Below are 19,131 nucleotides of genomic sequence, written 5' to 3'. Positions count from 1 at the left end.
CGCCGCGACGCGTGATGCCGCGGGGTCTGGTGATCCTAAGCTGCGAACCGGTTGAGTTATGCGCGGCGGATCCAGGTTTCGAACGCGGCAAGCGCCGCGGCACCCGCGCCGTTCGACTCCGCGAGCCAAAGTCGCCACGCAGCGGTCGCGCGCTGCGCGACGTCGGCGCGCAGCACATCGATGTTTCCAAACGCCCAAGCACTCTCGATTTGGGTATCTGACATCGGCACGAGGTCGATGCCGTATCTAGCGACGACATCCGCGAAGGCCGGTGCGGCCGCACCGCCGTGCGCGATGGCCAGATCGACACTAGGCGTAGTGACCAGCGTGGTGAGCCGATCCAGAAACAAGCGAGCGATTTCGGGCTCGACGTCCCTGCCCGCTCCGAGCAGCGGCATGACGATCGATTCGGTGAGCTGCCAGCCGATCACGATGCCGGTGGCAGGCATCGCATGGGCGGCCCAGGCGAGCAGCGTTGCTTCACCTTCGCCCGCGCCGACCGCGTGGTGCCGAAGCGAGAATTGCCATCGATCTTCGGCATCGCGCTCGGCGATCAAGATACCGATCGCCGCCACATGGGTCATAGCGGGCGTCGTGCCTGCGGTAGCGGCGGGAGTATCGACCGTGGTGATGGCGAGCGAGACGAAACGGCAGATGTCATTGGTCATGGTGCTTGTCCTTCAGACGTGCGCGACCGCGCTGCCGACCATCGGTCGGCAGCGTCAGGTGCGTCAGTTGAGTTGAGAGCGCCGGTCAGCGACCGGCGGGGTCGGTCAGAAGATGGGTCGTTCGCCGGCGAACGCGCGTTCGTCGGCTGCCTGACGCACACGCCGCTCGGCGTCGATCAGCGCGCGGCTCGTGCGTTGGCGCAGAGCCCGCGGCCGAGCCCAGAGCGCGGGGCGGCAGGTCGCGAACCCGTGCAGGTGCTCGAGCTCAGACACGGACTCAAGCCATGCGGAGAGGTCGGCAAGCGGCTCGGCGATCCGGTGTTCCTCGCTAGCGCGGAACGCCGCCCAATGCAGCCAGACGAGGTAGGTCGCGACGACGTCCTCCTCGACGTACCGCTTGATCGCGCCTGTATCGCCAGCGCGCCAAAGCTCGCCAACATCCGATCCGTGCGTGTTGGTCTTCACCGGTATATCGAGTGCCGCACAGATTTCCGCCAAGCCGACCCTGCGCGTTCCGCCATAACCGGAGAATTGATCCGCGAGATCGCAGTGATGCGGTCCATAGCGATGGGCGTGGGTGTGGTGGCTAAGACCATCGACAGCGAACTGCCCCGCAGCCATCGCCTGGATTTGCAGCACGGGCAGGTCGAACCCGCGCCCGTTGAACGAAACGCTGGTCACTCCTTTTCGCAGCAGCCGGTCAACGCCGGCGTAGAATCCGGCCTCCTCGCCGGGTACGCAGATAAGCGTGTCGAGCCTGAACTCGTACCGATGGTCAGGGTGCCAGTCGGCGCTGAGAAACGACGCTGCAACTGGCTTATGGCGCGGCCATGGCGGGAAGCTCCCATCGGCTGGCTCCTCATCAACCACCGTTTCGATGTCGAAACAGACCACATGTTCGGTCGCATGTTCGTCGCTTGGACGCTGCGGATAGATCGATCGCATGATGCAGATCCTTGGATAAAGGACATGCGCGCGAGCGTCGCGCGCATGGATCGGAAAGTTCCAGGGTCGGCGGCGCCGGCAGGCGTTCGCCAATTTTCCCCTTTCCCTTCCCGATCACTTCTTCATCTTGCTGATCTGGCCTCTGCTGCCGGGCGCCGCGCGCTTCGGCACCCACCCGCGCCACGGTGCGGGTTTTCCCGCGACGACCATAGACGGGTCGGTTCGCGGGGTAATGCGAGGCGCTGCGATTCATGCTTTTCGCCATCTCCGGCTTACCGGCTGGGTCCGCTGCTCCAATCGATCAGTGCGCGACCCGGATGTTGCGAGCTACGGGCATGGTAGGCCCGCATCTCTGGTAACATCTCGGGTGGCCATGCCGGCTGCCCTGCTTCACGGCTGGCGCGAACGGTGGCGACGACCAGATCGGCGACACGCTGGTCATGCCGCCATCCGTGCAGCAAGGGCAGCATCAGCGCCGGGGCGCCTTGTGTCGCCGTTAACTTACCGTCGGTGGCGAAGACGATGCGGCGCGGATGCGTCGCCGCCAGATCGAGCAGCATCAACAACTGGTTGGTGGGCTTGCCGGTCTTGCGATCGAAGGCAATCATTCGAACCGTCGGGTGCTCACCAGTGAACGGTGGCGCCGGCGTGCTATTCCAACCGCCAAACCCATCCGGGATAGCCGCGGCGGGCTTGGCTGGAGTGATATTCCTCGCTGTGGCCTCCCGGGCTCGACGCTCGCGCTCGTTGTGCGCGGCCTGGATGCGCTGCTCGATGCCAAACGTGTCACGCTGAAAACCATCGTCTGCCGCCCAACGGTCGAGACGCTTGAGTTGATCCGGGTCCAGGTCACGCGGCCAAGCACGAATGCCGTGCCGTGCGAAATCGAGCGGCCGAAGATCGACCTCGCTCAGCAGTGCCGTCACCACCTTCTGCTGCTCGGCCCGAATGTCGCCGAGTGACTGCTGGATTTCAGGTCGAGCAAGCCACTCATCGGATATGCCCATCGCGTGTGCTTTGGCACCGTCGATGGTGAGGGCTGCCTCGCCACCATAGTCGGCCACATAGACGTCGCGGGTATGGATCCGGTCGAGCTGAAGACGATCGGCGGCATCGAGGGGACGAGTACCGTTCGCCTTGGACGGCATCCGGGGATGCGCTTCCAGCCAGTAGCGCGTTTCCAGCTCCGCGCGCGTCGGTATGATATGTCGATCGTCTGACGCCCAGCTTCGGCTGAAGCGCCGCCGCTGACTGCCGATCGATACGGCCCCGACTGGCGGCGATGATCGCGGCCGTGCTGGCGGTACCGGCGCTCGTTCCATCGACGCAGAGGGCGAATTTTCAGACTGCTGTGCGATCGAGCGGTCGGCCGCAATCGCACGATCCTGCACCATGACGCGCATATTGTCGCGCTCGACACGCGCGGCGGAGAGCGCGTGGAGCAGTTCGTCGATCTTGGCGGCGATATTGAGATCTGTGTGTAAGGCCCGCGACGAGGGCACGAGCGGCGGTTTGAGCTTCCCGGCGACTTTCGCGCGCACGGATAACGTCGGCACCAAGCCGGCATCGACACGCGAGGCGAGCAGCGGCGGTGACCGCTCCCCGATCGCCCTCGCAACTTTCAGCTCGGCCGGGGCAGCTGCCGGCTTCGATTGAATCAAGCGGGCCGGCGGCTCTGGTTGGCGTGATGTGACCAGCGGTTGAACCGCCTCATTCTGAAGCGAGCAGATCGAGCGCCGTGGCATTCGCTGGAAGCGCTCCACGTCTGCCGCAAGCTTCATCGGCATCGGACCAACGCGCGGCTTCTGGCTCGCCACAAGCGGAACGCGGCGGTCCGGCTCCCTCTCCGACCCGACGGTCGATGCCACGAGCGGTGGCGTCTTGGCCGACACGCTCGACACTGTCAGCATCTCTACATTAGCTTGCCTGCGGCTGGAATTCTTCAGCCGCGCCGATGAAATGTGGGGCTGCGCAGAACTCACAATGCGCGTGCGCATGCTGCCCTCGCTTCGCGCCGACATGCTGGCTACGGCGGCATCACGGACCTTGGTCAGCGCAGCGATCTTCCGGTCGGCGTCGCGGATCGCGCGGCGTGCGGCGTTGCGCGCGCTCTTGATGCGGTTGCGCTCATGCGCCCAGACAAGCTCACCGCGCCGAGCCATCGCGCTTCTAGCTTCGCCGAGATGTTCGCCCGCCTCGAACGGCAAGCCGCGCGCACCGTAGCCAAGGCCCGTGTAGCGACGGTTGCTGCGCGCCTGCTCGGCAGCTTCCGACATCGCGTGCGCCCACAGGTGACGCAGCATCTGCACGCCGTCGCGACCGTCGAGCTCACCGCGCACCTCGTCGGCCACCTCCCAGCAATAGGCCTCGACCCGTCGCATCGGGCGCAGTGAGAATGATATATGCGGATGGCGGTTGCGCTCGTCGCCGCCATCGGGCGCGCGGTGGATCACCGCCGAGTACGGCAGATTGAGCGGCTCGAGCACGGTCTTGGAGAAATGGCGGAGCGCGGCGATCGTCTCCTCCTCACTCGCGTCGGCATCGAACGGTGCGATTGCGCGGATCTGGATCTTGGCGTTCTTGCGCGTGCTCGCATCCTCCAGCGCCTGCCAGGCTGCGCCGATCTCGACCCAGTCCTCGCCCATGTTCGAGATGATGACGGGCTCGCCGGCCGCATCGAGCAGCACCGCCTCGTCGCGAACCTCATATTCCCAGTTGTCGCGCGCAGCACCGCGGTAGAAGTTCGGCGACTTGCGACCGAGATAGCTTTGTTGCCAGATAACACCGCGCCTGCCGTAATCGTCGGTCACCCATGATGATGCGGCGCGCAGCGATGATGGGCCCTTGATGCGCGTCGGCGTGATCGTCACCCGTTTGAGCACACTCGATGTGCGGCTCTTTGGCGGCTCTGGTTTGACCCGAACCCGTAGTCGCGCCGCCCAGCGGATCGCGTCACGCTCCGTCTCCGCCAGCTCTTGCAGCAGACGCCGTGCCGCGGCGCGATCCTCGTTCGCCATCTGGATTTCAACGGCCTTTTCGTGGCGCTTGATCCTAGCTTGTTTGCGGGCTTCGGTGCGGTGCTGTTTAAGCACCTCTCCCAGCGTCTTTGCAGTTGCAGGGGTGCAACTGCCGTCCGGCCGGACGACGAAGAACTCGTGCGGGGGCGGGGGTAGGACAGGGCCGGCGGAGCCGCCCGAATTCGACGAAGGCGAATTCATTTATTGCGCCCCCCGCCCCAAAAACAAAAATCGCTCTCCGATGAAGTCGCTCGACAGGCTTTCGATGTTAAGTGTCTCTGGTCCCGCTCGGGCAATGGGCCCCTTTTCCACCGCTCGCGCAGTGGGAAGGCAATCGAGGACAGCATTCCCCCGCCTAATTCGGCCTGCGACACTAAGTGCGGGAGTCTGTCGGTTTCCCGATACGGAACTGAGCTTCAGAGCAATCATGCAACCAGCATGGCGCGGGCGAATCCTACCGACGATGTAAGGAGCCGGCCGTCGCTTTCACGTCAGGCTTCTGTTCCGGCAGCTGATATCCTTGAGCAGATGCCGGAACCGATTACCCATGCATCGAAGCCGACGGACAAAATTGGGTGGAGAGCGGCCTGGCCGGTTTCGGGCGACCCACCGGGGTAAGCTGCCGTTCGTTCAGCAGTGAGGGCAGGGGGCTCGAACGCCTGCCGCTGGTGGAAGCACGAACCCGCTGCGCGGGAGGGGCGTGCGGGGCACGGTTGAGGTAATGTAACGAGCGTTGCGCGCCGATTGAGCGCGGCAGGAGGCAGGCAGAGCATCGGGACTCCACCAGAAGGAGTCCTGCCATGACCACCCTCATTCCTGTTGCCGTCAGCCCGCTACGCCAGCGTCTCATCGACGAGATGGAGATACGGCGCTTCGGCCGCGAGACGCAACGCAACTACATCCGCGATGTCGGCCGGTTCGCGACGTTCCTAGGGCGCTTACCGGACACCGCAACGGCGGAGGACGTCCGGCGCTTCCAGATCGAGCAAGGCGAACTGGATGTGCCGGCGCCGACCATGAACGCCATCGTGTCGGCGCTGCGGTTCTCCTTCACGCAGACGCTCGACCGGCCGGACCTGGCGCGCAAGCTGGTCCGGATGCGGCATGAGCGCAAGCTGCCGGTGGTGCTGAGCCGGGACGAGGTGGCGCGGCTGCTCGACGCGACCACGTGCCTCAAGCATCAGGCGGCGCTGTCCGTCGCCTATGGTGCGGGACTGCGCGCGGCCGAGGTCGCCGCCCTCAAGGTCCGTGACATCGACAGCAAGCGCATGCTGCTCCGGGTCGAGCGCGGCAAGGGCGGGCGGTATCGCAACGCCATGGCGCCGACGGCCGCGAGTAACGGCACTTCCTGCAATCGGGTGGCGGCCGTCTCCTCGACCAGCGGCGACAACCTCAATGCGATCGAGCGCAGCAGCTGCGAGCTTTCGCTCGACGTGTCGGCGCCGGCGTCGGCCGCCGCGACTTCCGCGACCACGGCGCGGATTGCTCTCAGGGCCCCTCCGCCGATCCGACCGACATCGCGCCGGACCAGGGCGGCAACCTCATCGCGGGTCAGCGAGCAACGCATCGGGCGCGGACTAGCACACGCGCGGGCGCTGGCAGCCGGCTAACGGCACGCCGCCAGGAACTCCGCCATTTGGCTGCTCAGTACCGCGGCACCTTCCACCGCCTCGCGCTGGCGATCGGCCTCAAGGATCGAGGCGCACGGAGGCGCCAGCGCTCGGTCGCCAGCGAAGTAGTTGGGCAGGGCAAAGGGTCCCTCGACGGTGTTCAGCCTGCTCATGGTCGGAACGTCCAGGAGCCCGCGGGTGGGCCGGGTGCGCGCGGCGTTGGTGTGGCCGGCGGCGCAACCCTCGAAGTAGATCATGTCGAACTGCGTGCCGTGGCGGACGCTCGGATAGGCGAGGTGCCCGAGCGCCGCCTCGTAGATCGCGTCCAGTGGCGGGAAGTTTGCCGCCGCCAAGGCATCGCGCAGCCAGCAATCGGTGTCGCCGTCGTAGCGCGGAGCGGCCGAGATCAGGACGACGAACAGGAAGCCAGGGTCTCGCCGGGCGACAAGCTGCTGCAGGCGCTCCATACCGCGCTCGTCGCGCAAGACGTCCGGAATCCTTACGTCGAGATCGAGGTCGGGCGCGAGGTTGAGGACGACGCCGGCAGCATGCGCGGCGATGCGGTACGCCGTCAGCGGATCGCCGTCGCCGCACCGGCTCGCGGCGAGATGGGCCGGCGCGGAATAGAGGGTCAGCGAAGGATCGTAGAAGGTCCGGGCCTGATCGCGGCCGAACGCGCTCAGACGCTCCTCATCGCCCTGCGCCTCCCGGAAGGCGATCAGCGCCGCGTGCTCCAGCTCGACGAACATCGCCCTGGTCTCGAACAGGGCCGCGGCCGTGATCGGCTGGCGTGAGACGAAGCGGTTCTGGTCGACGTCGGTGAACCGCAGGAAGTAGATGGGCTCAGCCGCGTCGGAGCGCCCGGCGTGATCGAACGCCAGCCCGACCGACGATTCCCAGCGCCATCGCGGCAGCCGCGGCGTCAGCCAGCGATAGTCGGGGTCATATTCGTGGAAATAGGCGCCTCGGTCGAACCGCCGCTCGGCGTCGCGAAGGGCCGCCAACCGCCATAGCTGACTGCTGTCGCCAGCCAGCTTGCTCTCCAGTCCGAAATGGGCGTCCGAGAGGCAGGTCAGCAGCTCGCGCCCGGCGACCGTGCCGACATGGTCGAGACCGTGCTGGAACTCGTGGACGAGGACGGGAAGGTGCGCCTCAAACCAGTCGCGCCGATAGGCCTCGTCGGCGCGCGCGGGATCGAACTCCTCCTCGATGTGGACAATGATCTCGCGCGGCGAGTAGGCCGCGCGAGCGGAGGTGTTCGGGAACAGGATGGACGAACGAATGGGCATGATCGACGATCAAGAAGAAGGCGGCCCGCCAACATGGGGTGTCAGCCGGCGATCTCCCAGTGCCGCGTGCCGCCGCCGGCGATCTCTTTAAGAAAGGCGCGCTGGGGCGGCGGCAGGTCGTTGACCAGCAGCTGCTGCATGTCGCCGAGCACCGGACGACAGCTCGCGACATAGCCGTGGCCAAGCAGCGTCAGGTCGACGTTGGTCACGTTGACCGTGTCGATCCCGTCGATCACCGCCACCGGCGGCGTGAAACCGATGCGGGCGGCGCCGTGGAACAGGCGCGAGCAGCGAATCGCCAGGTCCGCTGCGGACACGTACAAGGTGGTGCGCGTGCCGACCTCGCCGTAGGCGCCGGCGAGATCGCGGAACAGGTCGCTGTCGACGTCCGGAGCTGCGAGGATGATCTGACCGAAGGGCTTTGCCGCTCGATCCGCGGCCTTCCCAGCGATGCGGTTGACCGCGCGCAGCAGCCCGCGATTGCCCATGCTGTGGGCGACGAGATGGACCCGGGCGGCGGTGCTCCTGGTGGCGACATCGACGAGGAACTGCGTGATCGCCGCCTCGCTCGCCTCGATGGCAGCTTCGTCGATCGCGTAGGACAGGATCCGGCCGCGCGACGGCCAGCTGAAGAACGCCATTGGACCGGTAAGGCCGAGATCGGCCCCGATCTGCGCGGCCCGGAGCGCGGCGCCATCGAAGCTGACATTGTAACCGTGCAGGAACACGACGGCATCGCCCGGACCGGCTTCGGCCCCGACGCGATCGACAAGGCTTGCCCAATAGTCATCGGGTTCTGCCGGATCGATGCTGTCGATGCTCAGCCGATCGTCACCGCGCGAGAGCCGCCGCCACCACGGCGAGCCGGTCGAGCCGATCTCGTGCGCCTGAGGGATGATAACGCCGCAGCGGCCAAGATGGGTCTCCGCGTCGCGCTCGGCGCCGTAGCCGACGACCTTGTCCTGCTGGACGATCGCGCGCCGGTTGGTGGCGTACCAAAGGTCGAAGATGCGCGACTGCGGCTGGGTCAGTCCGGGGATACCAGTGGTCATGCGACCGAGCCCGAAGGAGCGCTCATACCGCCCCGGCGCAGGCTCCCAGGTGGCGCGCAGGGTGCCGAGTTCGCGGAAGAGGTCGTCGCTGACCTCGGCCAGCGATGCGTCGATCCGGTAGAGCAGGTCCGCCGCGATGCCGGCGCTGCGTGCGTCCTCGGCGGTGTCGCGAAGCTCCGCCTCACCAGCCCGGATCAGCTCCACCAGCGCGTTGCGTCCCGCAGCCACTCGCGCCGCGACGTCCGCCGTCTCGGCTGCCGCGAGCGCGTCGTCCTCGGCAGGTTCGAGCCCGGTTGCGGCGGCCAGCAATGCGCGCGCCTCGCTCCAGCGCTCGAACAGCGGCTTCAGGTGATCGGTAGTGATCGCCCGCGCCGCCTCGTGGTAGCGACGAGCGAGCCGGTGCATGAGGTTGCACAGCGCGAGCCGCGCGGCCCCTTCGTCGATCACTGCGATGATCCCGCCGCGCATAAGTTGCGCTCGAGAAAGGTCTGCCTCGTCACTTTTCCTCCGCGTCTACACCACGTCGATGGTCCGCCATCGAACATAACGCCATCCCAACCGAACACCCCCGCCACTCTTCAATCTCCCGGCGTCACCGGTGCCGGAGCGGCAGAGGTCCGGTCGTGCCCTGCCACCGGGTTGCGATCAGACGAGCCGGACAGTCCCACCGTCTCTCCCGAGCCGAACGACGCGGCCGCCGGCGCCATCGTCCCCTACGAGAACACGCTGCGCGTCGGTAGGTGGCGCGGGCAGTGTCGTTTCGCCCTCGATCAGCCGCTTGACCTCCTGGCGATCGATGCCGACGAAAGTCGGGTTCAGGTCGAGCCGCTCCAGCGTTTCTCGGTCGGATGGCGACAGGTCGGCCGGCGCCAGCTTCGATCCGCGTACCACGACTGCGCCGAGCAACGCTTCGCCGGCCGCGCCCTCGACGTCGTCCATCTCGAACACAGGCGCTTCGGCCAGAACCTCGCGACCGCGCCGCTGGCGACGGTTGCGGCTGGCGGGGAGCGGGTCGCGCGCCAGGCCAAGCAGCTGATCGGCAAGTTCTTGGTAGCCGAGCGGCGCGAGCAGGCGCGCAGCGTGGTAGCGGGCAACACCGAGCGCGAGCGCTGCGGCAGCCTCCGGGCTTTCACCGCCCTCGGCGACGGGGTCGTGGACCCAGAGCATCGGCTGGGTGCGCGTCGGCGTCGCATATCCCCAGCGTGTGGCGATGGCGAAGCGCTTGAACGTCGCCGGTCGGCCGCCGACCGTGATCTCCGCCCGCAGCGCCTGCTTTCGCGCGCGCTCCAGCGCGGCGGCGGGGCTGCCCTGGTCATGGCAACCTTTCGCCTCGACGATGCCGAGACCCGCGCCGGCACCCCACGTCACCCAGTCGGGCAAGTCGCCCGACGGGAACCGCGGCGTACGCCGCAGGAGGCCATTCATGGCGCCGCTCAGCATCATTGGCGGCTTGGTGATGTGCACGAAGTGGGAGTATCCTAGGTAGCGGGTGGCGTAGGCGCGGGCGATGAAGCGGCCGAACAGGCCCGAGACCGCGGTTTTTACCTCGCGGGCTTGGCCGAGCGGCGCGTGGAACAGGAAGTGGCTGCTGCCGGGATGGAGCAGCGCGCTGAGCAGGCCCCAATTGCCGAGCGCCACGCCGGGGGTTTGCAGGACCTCGCGCAGCCCCGCGTCCTCGACCTCCTGCACCGTCAGGTCGACCGAGGTGCCGAGCGGGGAGGCGGAGGCGGGGGTGAACCGATGGGAGAACAGCGGCACGTGCTAGGCCTTTGCGGGGAAGCGACGATATCGCTTACCGGTCCATCGCCGATAGACGAAGTCGCCGACGATGGCGGCGTTGATCGCCTTGAGCGTCATCTTGAGCTTTTCTCGCTTGAGACCGTAATCGTAGAGGCGGTTGTAGAGGATCGACCAGGCGAGGCAGCTATCCGAGAAGTGGACGGAGTCCGCCGTCGACCCGAATACCCAGCCGAAGACGACGCCGGCGGCAGTCAGCGCCTTTGTCAGCGCTTTATCGCCGCCACCGCAGGTCGCCATAACCAGCGCCTTGTCCGCGCCTGCCGCGGGCCGGATCAGTTCCACGAACTCGGCCCAGGTCAGAAACCTTTCGTCGGTCAGGAACACCCCTTCGCTGTTGCCATGCGAGGAGAAGTGCAGGACCTCGTAGTCGCCGCGCGCCGCTTCCGCGATCGCCCTGCGCGCGAGCTTGCGGGTGAAGGCGACACGATACTCGGTCCTCGTCCCCAGGATGCGCAGGATCTCGTTGGCGGCGTGGCCGTCGAGCATGCGTTCGTAGAAGTCCTTCGGGTCCAAAGACTCGACGATATAGACGCTCTTGAGTTTGCTCATGAGCCTGGTTCTTCCCGCAATCGCCGCACGAGGCAATGTGCATCGAGCTATGCCGACTGGAATGATTGAGCGGGCGTCGGGACTGTCGCCGGCTCGATCTCCTGATCCGGAGACACCTCGACTAGCAGGAAGTGAAGTGTCCTGCCGTGGTAATGCGTGTCCGGGAGTTCCGCCCATCTGAATTCGTAGTCGTGAGCGAGCGTGATCGGCACATCGTAGGGGGCGTTGGTCCGATATTCGAGGCGCGTTCCGGCCCGGTAGTTCGCCCCGTGCCGGATATCGAAATCAGCCGTGTTCTTGGAGTAGCTCGCACGGGAGATATAATGCTGATGGTCCGTGCCGACCAGCATGAAGGCGATGTCGGCCACATCCTTGCACCGTTCCAATCGCGCGATATCCTTGAAGACGTCGTAGCGGTTGTTCGGTTCGCGGCGGTTCGCTTCCTTGAAAAACTTGAGCTCAATCGCGCAGCGCGTCACCGTGCCGTCGGTCAAGGTCAGCTGAAACCAGATGTCGATCCGCCCGCGCTTTTCGCGACCGCCCCGAAGCGGCTTTTCCAGTTCGATCGAGAAGGTCTCGCGCTCGCTCACCAGATAAAGATCGCCGACCGTGGCGATGATGCGGCCGAGATGGAGCTGGAGCGTTGCCTCGCTCTCGCACACGATGCGCCCACCCCGGATCTGCTCGAACAGCCGGGGAATGGCGACATTGACGATCTCGCGGAGGCGGGCAGCGGACATCCCGCGAGCTGAACGGGCGGGTCCCCGACTGTCAACGGCAGCGGCGTGCTCGACATCGGCGCAGAGTACGCCATTATGAAGGTGTTGGGAGGAGCAGGCCACGGATTCTGATCGATGGCTGTTTACTTCATCTCGCAGGTCGAGAACGACCGCGTCTTCACGAAGATCGGGCGGGCGCGGAACATCGAGAAGCGCCGCCGCGACCTCCAGACCGGCAACCCCGTCGCGCTCGCAGTAGTGGGGTGGATCAACGCCGCGGATGATCACGCGCTGGAGCGCGCGCTTCACGCCCATTTCGCGACCCGCAGGCTCTCCGGCGAGTGGTTCGCGATTGAGCCTGCGGACGCGCTGCCGATGTTGTCGCGCGCCGGCGTCGATGGCTATGTCGCCAAGAACACCGATGCCTTCGAGATCACCGGCTACGACCGAGACGCGGTCCCTGAATATCTTGGCGTTTGGGAATGGGGCGATCTCGAACTCGAGGAATGCTGCCCGTTCTGCGGCTGCATGTGCGGCATGCACTTTCAGGAGGCGAGCTGGATGTACCATTGCATGGCGTGCGACGCGCTGACGGACTTCTCCGAGCTGGACCGCGAGCACCGCCATGGAGCCGAGCGGTGACCGCCGCGCCGCCGCTGACCTTCACCACGCTCCTCGACAGCGCCGGGCTTGCCCGCCGCGACGTGCGGCTGCTGCGCCACAAGGACGGACGCTACCCCGCCTTCCCATCGCTTTACGCGCTGTGGCGCGAGCAGCGCCCCCGCTTCGATGCCTATCAGGAAACGCAGGCGTTCGGCGACAAGCCGGACCTCCGCGCGCCAATTTGGGCCTCGTTCGTCGGCCTGCCTGGCAGCACCGAGACGCTGTTCGTGGGAATGTACAGCGCCGAGCTGGTCGGACCGTTGCCCGAAGAACGACCGCATCCGATCACCGGCCGGCCCGAGCCGGGCGGCAGCTGCAATCTCTATCGCCTCGCGCCCATGCCGGCGCTGGCGGACTATGTAGGCCGCCTCTGAATCGCCTGGGGCAGCGGTTACCGGCAATGGGTGCAGCGGGTCGACGGCGCGCGCGCGGGCAAGCCGGTCGTCGAGCTGCGGCGCAGCTTCAGCGAGGATGAGCTCCCAGGCTTCGACGCGCTCATCCTCAACCGCGCCGAGATCGAGACGATCCCGGCCGGCTGGCGGGCGGCCCTCGCCGCAACCCGCGGCATCTATCTGCTGACGTGCCCGCGCACGCGTGAGCGATATGTCGGGCTGGGGTCGGGCGGCGGTGGCTTCCTCGCGCGGTGGCGTGACTATTTCGTCACTGGCCATGGCGGCAACGTCGCGCTCAAGAGCCGCGAGGCGAGCGACTACCGGGGCTCGGTTCTGGAGACGGTCGGCTCGGCCGCAGCTGACACCGAGCTGATGGCGCTCGAAGCGCGCTGGAAGGATAAGCTCCAGAGCCGCGAGATGGGGCTTAATCGCAACTAGGCGGCGTCACGTGCATCCTCCGGCACCGCTGGTGCCGACCCGACCGGAAGCGGGCCGAAGAGGATCTCCAGGATGGCGTCGATCCCGTCCACTCGGCTGAAGTAACGCGTCGGCACTTTGCTGTGGTTCCTGCGCGGTGGCCGATCGCCGGCCTTGTTTCGGCCGTTGCGCTTCGGGTTCCTGAACCCCAGGAGATCGGGGAGGGGCTCGCCGGGCCCGCCGCCAAACCACCAGAACGGGCCGATCGCGAGGTCGAGCGTCACGCAGATCCAGATCACGCAGCCACTTGGCTTCTCGGCCAGCGCGCGACCGACCGATACCGGCGCAGGCTTGTCCCGCACGCCGGTCTTGAACTGAATGTGGCGGTCCACCGCCCCACGCCGCATGACCAGATCGTAACCGTGGGCATCAAATTCGGAGCGCAGCACCTCGACGTCGGTGATGCCGCGCCGCCATAACGCGCGAAGCGCCTCGCCGACGAACACATGCTCGACGATCCGCTCGCGGAGGGTCGAGTGGGTGGAATGCAGCTCGATATTGGCCAAGGCGCGATCCTAGCCCGCCGCGCCGGATGCCGCGGCCCGATCGAGCCAGAAATCGCAGCTGAAATTGTCGAGAAAGCGGCTTCGCATTCCGGGCTGCGCTTCGAACCTCTCGGGGATCGCGGCGCCATCGCCGCCCTTTTGAAAAAACTCCCGCACCGCGCCGAGCGCCCGCGACCGGAGATCCTCCCAGCGGCGGTAGAGCTCGTCCTGGCGCTCCTCATCCTGCTTCGCCGCGCTCGGCTTCCGCTTCGGCACCGGCTTCTCATAATCGGGGCGCAGCTGGACGTCATGGGCGAATGTGATGCTGCCGAACCGCCATGAGTCCGAGGCGGTGTCGCGCCATTGGAAGCCGACCCGTACCTCGATCCGCTCACGCAGGCGGTGGGGCGGCGGAATCAGGTCGTCGATGCGGAAGCGCTCGAGCTCCTTGTCCTCTGTCGCCATTCGGTCCTGCATCTCGCGGAGCGCGCGGACGAGTTCGCTCCCGGCGCTGCTCGCCCTCGCGCGCGTATCGCTCCGCTTCTGCGCCGATTTTGCCTTGGCGTAGCTGTCGAGGTCGCGTTCGAAACGCCGCAGTCGCTCGGCGACATAGACACCGCAGCTTGCAAGTCGGAGCTCGCGGAGCGCGCTTGAGCGGGTGGTCCATACCGCCTCGTCAACCAGCTCGCGCAGCGTATTGGAGTTGATCGACGCAAGTGCGGACCGTTCGTGCTCGCTGAGGTAGAGGCTCATCGCTCTGCTTCCAGTTCATCACGCCACCCGGTCGTAGGTAGCCCTCGCCGGCACGTCCACGGTTGTCTCCTGATCTCCGTCTCCTTCATCGATCCGTCCCTTCGATCCGCGAGTTGAGCGCCGCCACATAGTCGGGGATCTCATACTCTATCAGGTCGTCATTCCGATCGAGAAGCTTTGCGAGCCGCGTGAGGTAGCCTGGGTCGCTCTTTCGCCCACCGCCGCTCAGCAGCGCGTTAATCAAGTAAGAGCGGAGAGCCGACCGATCCCCCTCGTCGGGGTGCAATTCCTTGATCGTCCGGATCGCGACATCGTGGAGCGTTTGAATCACCCCGTCGTCCACCTTCTGCGACATGACCGCTACCGCGAGCACGCGTCCCAGCGCCTGGGCCGCAGCGAAGGGTATGGTGGCCGGGTAATCTGGTCGGTCGGGGACTCCGCGGTGCACTGCACCTTCGGGAAGGTGCCGCAGCATGCCGACCCAAGCAGTCAGGTGGCTCACCAGCTCGTAGAGCAGGCGGGCGGCGCGGCTCGGAAACTCGGCAGTCCGGTCTATGCCGGCAGCGCTCGAATCGTAGCCGCGCTCGAGCATCTCGCCGAAGGAGGTGAAGTAGTAGAGCCACATGTGGTAGCCGACACCTTGCTTGGCGGCCGAACTGACCATGATGTCGAAGAAGAACATGCCGACGTAGGTCGGGTCGCGCATCTGATCCCGCTCGAACCAATCGGGCCGGCCATTGAGCCAAACCCAATAATCGGGCCGCTCGTCTCCGCTGAGCAGGCGCTTCAGATAGTCGCCCACGCCCTGCCACGCCGACAGCTCCTCAGCGACCTTGGCATCGGCGAACAGGAAGTGGAGGATACGATTGCGGGCAGGAAGATGGTAGCCGACCAACCCGTCGGAATGGTCGTTGGTGGCGACCTCTTGATAGAGAGCACTGCCCGGCCGACGCATCAGCTCGCCAAGGAAAACGCTCGAGAAAGTCAGCGCCGCCATAGACCTGCTCGCGGACCAAGCCGAGTGCGAAGTATGGTCTGCGAGACACAATATAGTCGAACAGCTGAGGCGAGCTCATCAACAGCTGAAAAAGGTCACCGGCGGCACGTTCGCCCCGGCGCCCGGCCGGAACGAAGCGCGCCAGCCACCGCACCGGCACTGCCGCCCAATCGGGCCAGTTCTCGCCGCTGTGGCGGCGTGGGCCCGACCGGCGCAGATAGCGCCGGAACGAGTGCTCCGGCGTCGGCCCGAACTCCTCGAGCCAATCGCGCATCCTTTGCCGGAAACACTTCCGTCGGCTGGCGCGCGCCAGGAGGCCGATCTGCGGCTCCACCAGCTTCAACGCGTCGCCATATTGTTCCTCGTCAATCAGCGCGGTCGCGACCTCCGTGAACGCCGGCACGCTCGACAGGGTGGGTTTGACGACAGCTTGAATGGTCACCGCCCCGAACAGCCACGCAAAGGCGAGCAGGAAGGCGAACTTGCGCGCCACTTCCGTTTCCGCGCCGCCGAGGATTAAGACGGAGCAGATATCGCCAAGCACGACCGGGCACGCCGGGGGCGACCAGTCGTAGAGCTCGAACCCGAGGATCAGCACCAGCACGGGCAGGGCTAGCAACAGCTGAGGTCGCCAGGTCAGTGACACGCGCTGCCGCTGAACGGGGGACAGAACGGCATAGATCGCCGCCGCGAGCGCGAGGACCGTGAGAAATCCGTCGAGCGTCATAGCGAGACCGACGAGTCGCTGTGCGCGGCCGCCCGTGGCGTACGAACCCGGGTCGGGTCCGTTTTCCGATCGGCTCGATCATGATCGATGCCGGTCAAGGTCTTCGCCGACAAGGGAGGAGAAGGCGGCATCATTCGTCCTGCTAGGCGTCGTGGATCGGCCCAGACCCGCGCGGATGCACGAGCTCGGCGAACATGGAAGGCATCGGGCGGAGCCCGTCGTCGGTCGACCAATCGCCGCCGTTCTCGTAGTTTGCCCAGAAGGCGACCAGCGGGCGGGCGCGCACCCATAGCAGCACGTAACGGCCGTCCTTCAGCTCGACCGGCAGCTCGGCGATCGGCCGCCACGCGCCATGCGCGCCGGCCGCCCTCACGTCGCCGCTCACAGAAAGCCTTGGGCCGCATACTTGTGAAACTGCTCGTGGTCGCACGCACACTCGCTGACTTTTTCGAGCGAAGCGTGGCGGCTATGCTCGCGCATCTCGAACAGGTTGGCGTTCTGCCAGCCTGCCTGGATCAGGAATCCCGCCCGCAGACTGTGCCCGGGACTGTCCTTTCTGACCCGATCGCTAGTCATCGCGGCCAGCTTCGAGCGTCGGAACGCGCCGGCCATACCGATAGCAAGTATCGCGCGATGTCACTGGTCAGCAGCCACCGACGATCGCCACCGTCCTGGTGACATAACTGCGAACCTCGTCCTCGACGTAGGGCGCGTTTGGATCGTGATGGAACGGCGCCGTGTAGGCGTTTATGTCGTCGAGCTCGGCATAGTGCGGCGTCATCGGATGCTGCGGATCGGCGCGGATGATCGCGAGCATATCGCCCAGCCATTTGCCCTCGAGGATCTGGTTGGGGAAGCGGTAGCGGATATACTGTTCGAGCAAGGGCCGCATGACCGTTCGCATCTCGCGAGCCTCGCCGGAGCGGCCGTCGGCAAACTCCTGCAGCCGCATATGGTCCAGCAGATATCCTTCCTTGACCTCCCGCTCGAGGTCCCAGGGCTCAATCGACGATCCCGTCACCGTGCTCGAAATCTGCATGGTTACGCATTGCGCGTCGCGGATCAGACCATGCACCGTGTCCAGGAAGAACTTGTCGTGACTCAGCACCAGCGTCTGCGCGGCCCGGCCGCCGCTACGGACGATCTCCTTCGCCGTCATCGCGCGGCGAAAATCGTCGAGGCTGGTGAAGGGATCGTCGAAGATGACGAGCTTGCGGGTGAGGTCCGCGTCGCGCTTCAGCTGCGCCAGGAAGAACGCGAAGGCGAAGGTGTTCTTGTCGCCAGCGCTCATCGTCGTGTCGAACCCAGGCTCGTCGGCGCTCGCCTTCGTCACGTCAATGTCGCTGTTGTCGAACCGCAGGCAGAAGATGGACTGCGGCGCCTTGCCGACATAGCTCTTCTTACAGTCGGCAAGCCGGAACCCAGCACCGAAGCTCGTCAGATATGAATTGATGTCGGCTTCGTAGGCGCCAAATATCGAGGCGTCGTAGGCGTCCAGCGCTTTCTTCTTGTCGTCCTTCGCGTCGACCAGCGTCTGCTTGTCGGCGGTGAGCTGGAGATACTCCGCGGCGAGCGTCACGACCGGCTCTGAATGCCGCTTCTCGACGGCACGTGCCCCCGCCAGCTCTGCTTCGATGTCGGCCTTGTCACCGGCCGCGCTGCCATTCTTCACCGCCTGAATCAGTCCGTTGGCGTCGTCGATGCGTGCAGAGGCGCTCGCGAGCTCGGCAGACGTCGCCGACCAATTGGCGGCCGCGGTGATGAAGGCGGTGGAAGTTTCCACTGTCTCCAGCAGCGCATTGTTCTTCTCTGCCAACAGCGCCTTTGCGGCAACGAACAAGGCTTCCACCTCGGCGACGATCCGTTCCGCTGCGGCGGGCGGCGCGTAACCGTGATCGCTATAGTCGAGCCAGAATTCCGCGTCGGCAGCGGCCGTCGTGAAGCCCTGTTCGGCCCGCAACGCCGCCGTCCCGGACAGCGCGTGGTTGAGGGCGCGGCTCATGTCGGCAACCGCCTTCCTATGGTCGGCGTAGGCTTTGCTGAAGAACCCCCGATAGGCATCGATCAGGCCGTTGCCAGCAAGTGGCGCCTCGCAAAACGGGCACGTGCCGTCGGCCGCATGGTCAAGGCCTTGGCTGAGCCAGGCCTCACCATGCTCGTCGAAATGGTGCCGCGCGAGTTGCGCGTGGACCTGCGCCGCAGCGTCGGCCGCCACGCCTTCGGCAGTCTTGCCGAGGAGGTCAACGAAGCCCTCGGGCAGCACCGGAAGCGGCGGAAGGCTGAGCAGCTTGCGGGATGCGATCGCGCCGGCGTCGTTGACCGCTCTCAGCCGCCGTTCCGCATCCGCGATCTTGCCGGCGTTGGCTGGGTCGGCAGCGATCTTGAGGAAGGGATCAAGCCGGACACCGCTCGGTAGGTGCTGCTCCAGCACCTTTTTCGCCGTCGCGAGCTCGCCTTGCTTTGCGGTCGCCAGCTGATCGAGACGGTCAACCTCCTCGGCGAGCGCCACACCCGCAGGGCCGACCACGATCCGGTAGAAGTTGCGTCGGTGTTCGACATCGATCTGGTCACCGCCGTGGACGTTCTTGGCGACGAACTGATGGTCGAAGATGTGCACGTCGGGGTTGGCGGCGGACCAAGCGCCGTTGGCGAAGCGCACCTGCCCGCTGTCGAGCAGCAGCCCGATCTCGGGATCGCTGGTCGCCTGAAACGTCCGGCGTCGCATGACGGGGGTTGGGTCGTTTGTCTGGAGAGAGCGCAGGATCGCGCACAAAGTCGATTTTCCGCGGCCGTTGCCGCCGTAGATCAGCGTGAACCGCTCGTACATGCCACCGGCGACACGTGCCGCCTTGAAGCGGCCAACGTTCCGGATGCCTGTTACCTTCTTGAGAAACATGTCTCCCCCCTCGATCGGCCGCGTCGTCTTCGTGTTTTCGCGGGCGCTCTCATCACCTTAACGCGGGCCGTGCGCCAAGGCGATGGCCGCGC

General features: G+C 66.0%; 17 protein-coding genes and 1 pseudogene. 4 read left to right on the top strand and 14 right to left on the bottom strand.

Features of this window, described 5'->3' with window-relative positions:
• Positions 1 to 56 precede the first annotated feature (56 nt).
• The 3 genes from JW805_03235 to JW805_03225 all read right to left on the bottom strand — a co-directional run bounded on the left by JW805_03235 (position 57) and on the right by JW805_03225 (position 4,831).
• Entirely contained in the window at positions 57 to 668 is a 612-nt protein-coding gene (locus JW805_03235; GenBank protein MBN2971029.1) for a hypothetical protein, read from the bottom strand.
• A 105-nt stretch (positions 669 to 773) separates the two neighbouring features.
• The gene (locus JW805_03230) at positions 774 to 1,613 is read right to left on the bottom strand and encodes a hypothetical protein (GenBank protein ID MBN2971028.1); all 840 of its coding nucleotides are present in this window, start codon (positions 1,611 to 1,613) and stop codon (positions 774 to 776) included.
• A gap of 272 nt (positions 1,614 to 1,885) precedes the next feature.
• Entirely contained in the window at positions 1,886 to 4,831 is a 2,946-nt protein-coding gene (locus JW805_03225) for a MobA/MobL family protein (GenBank protein ID MBN2971027.1), read from the bottom strand.
• Between the two features lie 599 nt (positions 4,832 to 5,430).
• Here JW805_03225 and JW805_03220 point away from each other — a divergent pair.
• Positions 5,431 to 5,949, top strand: a pseudogene (locus JW805_03220) (phage integrase N-terminal SAM-like domain-containing protein).
• 287 nt (positions 5,950 to 6,236) lie between these two features.
• Here JW805_03220 and JW805_03215 read toward each other — a convergent pair.
• The 5 genes from JW805_03215 to JW805_03195 all read right to left on the bottom strand — a co-directional run bounded on the left by JW805_03215 (position 6,237) and on the right by JW805_03195 (position 11,670).
• Positions 6,237 to 7,529, bottom strand: a complete 1,293-nt coding sequence (locus JW805_03215; GenBank protein MBN2971026.1) for a hypothetical protein — start codon at positions 7,527 to 7,529, stop codon at positions 6,237 to 6,239.
• A 41-nt stretch (positions 7,530 to 7,570) separates the two neighbouring features.
• Positions 7,571 to 9,028 (bottom strand): alpha/beta hydrolase, encoded by a 1,458-nt coding sequence (locus JW805_03210; protein ID MBN2971025.1) that lies wholly within the window; start codon positions 9,026 to 9,028, stop codon positions 7,571 to 7,573.
• A gap of 198 nt (positions 9,029 to 9,226) precedes the next feature.
• Entirely contained in the window at positions 9,227 to 10,339 is a 1,113-nt protein-coding gene (locus JW805_03205; protein MBN2971024.1) for a hypothetical protein, read from the bottom strand.
• 3 nt (positions 10,340 to 10,342) lie between these two features.
• Positions 10,343 to 10,930, bottom strand: coding sequence for a hypothetical protein (locus JW805_03200; protein MBN2971023.1), 588 nt, complete (start codon positions 10,928 to 10,930; stop codon positions 10,343 to 10,345).
• A gap of 47 nt (positions 10,931 to 10,977) precedes the next feature.
• Positions 10,978 to 11,670 carry a hypothetical protein gene (locus JW805_03195; GenBank protein MBN2971022.1) on the bottom strand — a complete coding sequence of 231 codons (693 nt, stop codon included), beginning with the start codon at positions 11,668 to 11,670 and terminating at the stop codon, positions 10,978 to 10,980.
• 114 nt (positions 11,671 to 11,784) lie between these two features.
• On the opposite strand from JW805_03195, the gene JW805_03190 reads away from it, so the two are divergent.
• The 3 genes from JW805_03190 to JW805_03180 are packed head-to-tail and all read left to right on the top strand — an operon-like array spanning position 11,785 to position 13,142.
• Entirely contained in the window at positions 11,785 to 12,291 is a 507-nt protein-coding gene (locus JW805_03190; GenBank protein MBN2971021.1) for a GIY-YIG nuclease family protein, read from the top strand.
• Complete coding sequence (locus JW805_03185; protein MBN2971020.1) at positions 12,288 to 12,686, top strand: hypothetical protein; 399 nt, start codon at positions 12,288 to 12,290, stop codon at positions 12,684 to 12,686. The genes JW805_03190 and JW805_03185 overlap by 4 nt, the downstream gene beginning before the upstream one ends.
• Positions 12,687 to 12,716: 30 nt before the next feature.
• Entirely contained in the window at positions 12,717 to 13,142 is a 426-nt protein-coding gene (locus tag JW805_03180) for a hypothetical protein (protein MBN2971019.1), read from the top strand.
• On the opposite strand, the gene JW805_03175 is transcribed toward JW805_03180, so the two are convergent.
• The 6 genes from JW805_03175 to JW805_03150 form a co-directional block, all read right to left on the bottom strand.
• A complete protein-coding gene (locus JW805_03175; protein ID MBN2971018.1) occupies positions 13,139 to 13,687 on the bottom strand; it encodes a hypothetical protein in 549 nt (182 codons plus the stop codon). The two genes, JW805_03180 and JW805_03175, sit on opposite strands and share 4 nt — an antisense overlap.
• A 9-nt stretch (positions 13,688 to 13,696) precedes the next feature.
• Positions 13,697 to 14,419 carry a hypothetical protein gene (locus tag JW805_03170; protein MBN2971017.1) on the bottom strand — a complete coding sequence of 241 codons (723 nt, stop codon included), beginning with the start codon at positions 14,417 to 14,419 and terminating at the stop codon, positions 13,697 to 13,699.
• An 85-nt stretch (positions 14,420 to 14,504) separates the two neighbouring features.
• Entirely contained in the window at positions 14,505 to 15,416 is a 912-nt protein-coding gene (locus JW805_03165) for a hypothetical protein (protein ID MBN2971016.1), read from the bottom strand.
• Between the two features lie 869 nt (positions 15,417 to 16,285).
• Positions 16,286 to 16,516, bottom strand: a complete 231-nt coding sequence (locus tag JW805_03160; GenBank protein MBN2971015.1) for a hypothetical protein — start codon at positions 16,514 to 16,516, stop codon at positions 16,286 to 16,288.
• A gap of 8 nt (positions 16,517 to 16,524) precedes the next feature.
• Complete coding sequence (locus JW805_03155) at positions 16,525 to 16,755, bottom strand: hypothetical protein (protein ID MBN2971014.1); 231 nt, start codon at positions 16,753 to 16,755, stop codon at positions 16,525 to 16,527.
• 31 nt (positions 16,756 to 16,786) lie between these two features.
• On the bottom strand, positions 16,787 to 19,039 hold the full coding sequence (locus JW805_03150) for an AAA family ATPase (protein MBN2971013.1): 2,253 nt from the start codon (positions 19,037 to 19,039) through the stop codon (positions 16,787 to 16,789).
• Positions 19,040 to 19,131: the final 92 nt, after the last annotated feature.

The sequence above is a fragment of the Roseomonas aeriglobus genome (assembly GCA_016937575.1).
In the GTDB taxonomy this organism is placed as follows: Bacteria; Pseudomonadota; Alphaproteobacteria; order Sphingomonadales; family Sphingomonadaceae; genus Sphingomonas; species Sphingomonas aerigloba.
This window is presented reverse-complemented; position numbering and strand designations above follow the sequence as displayed.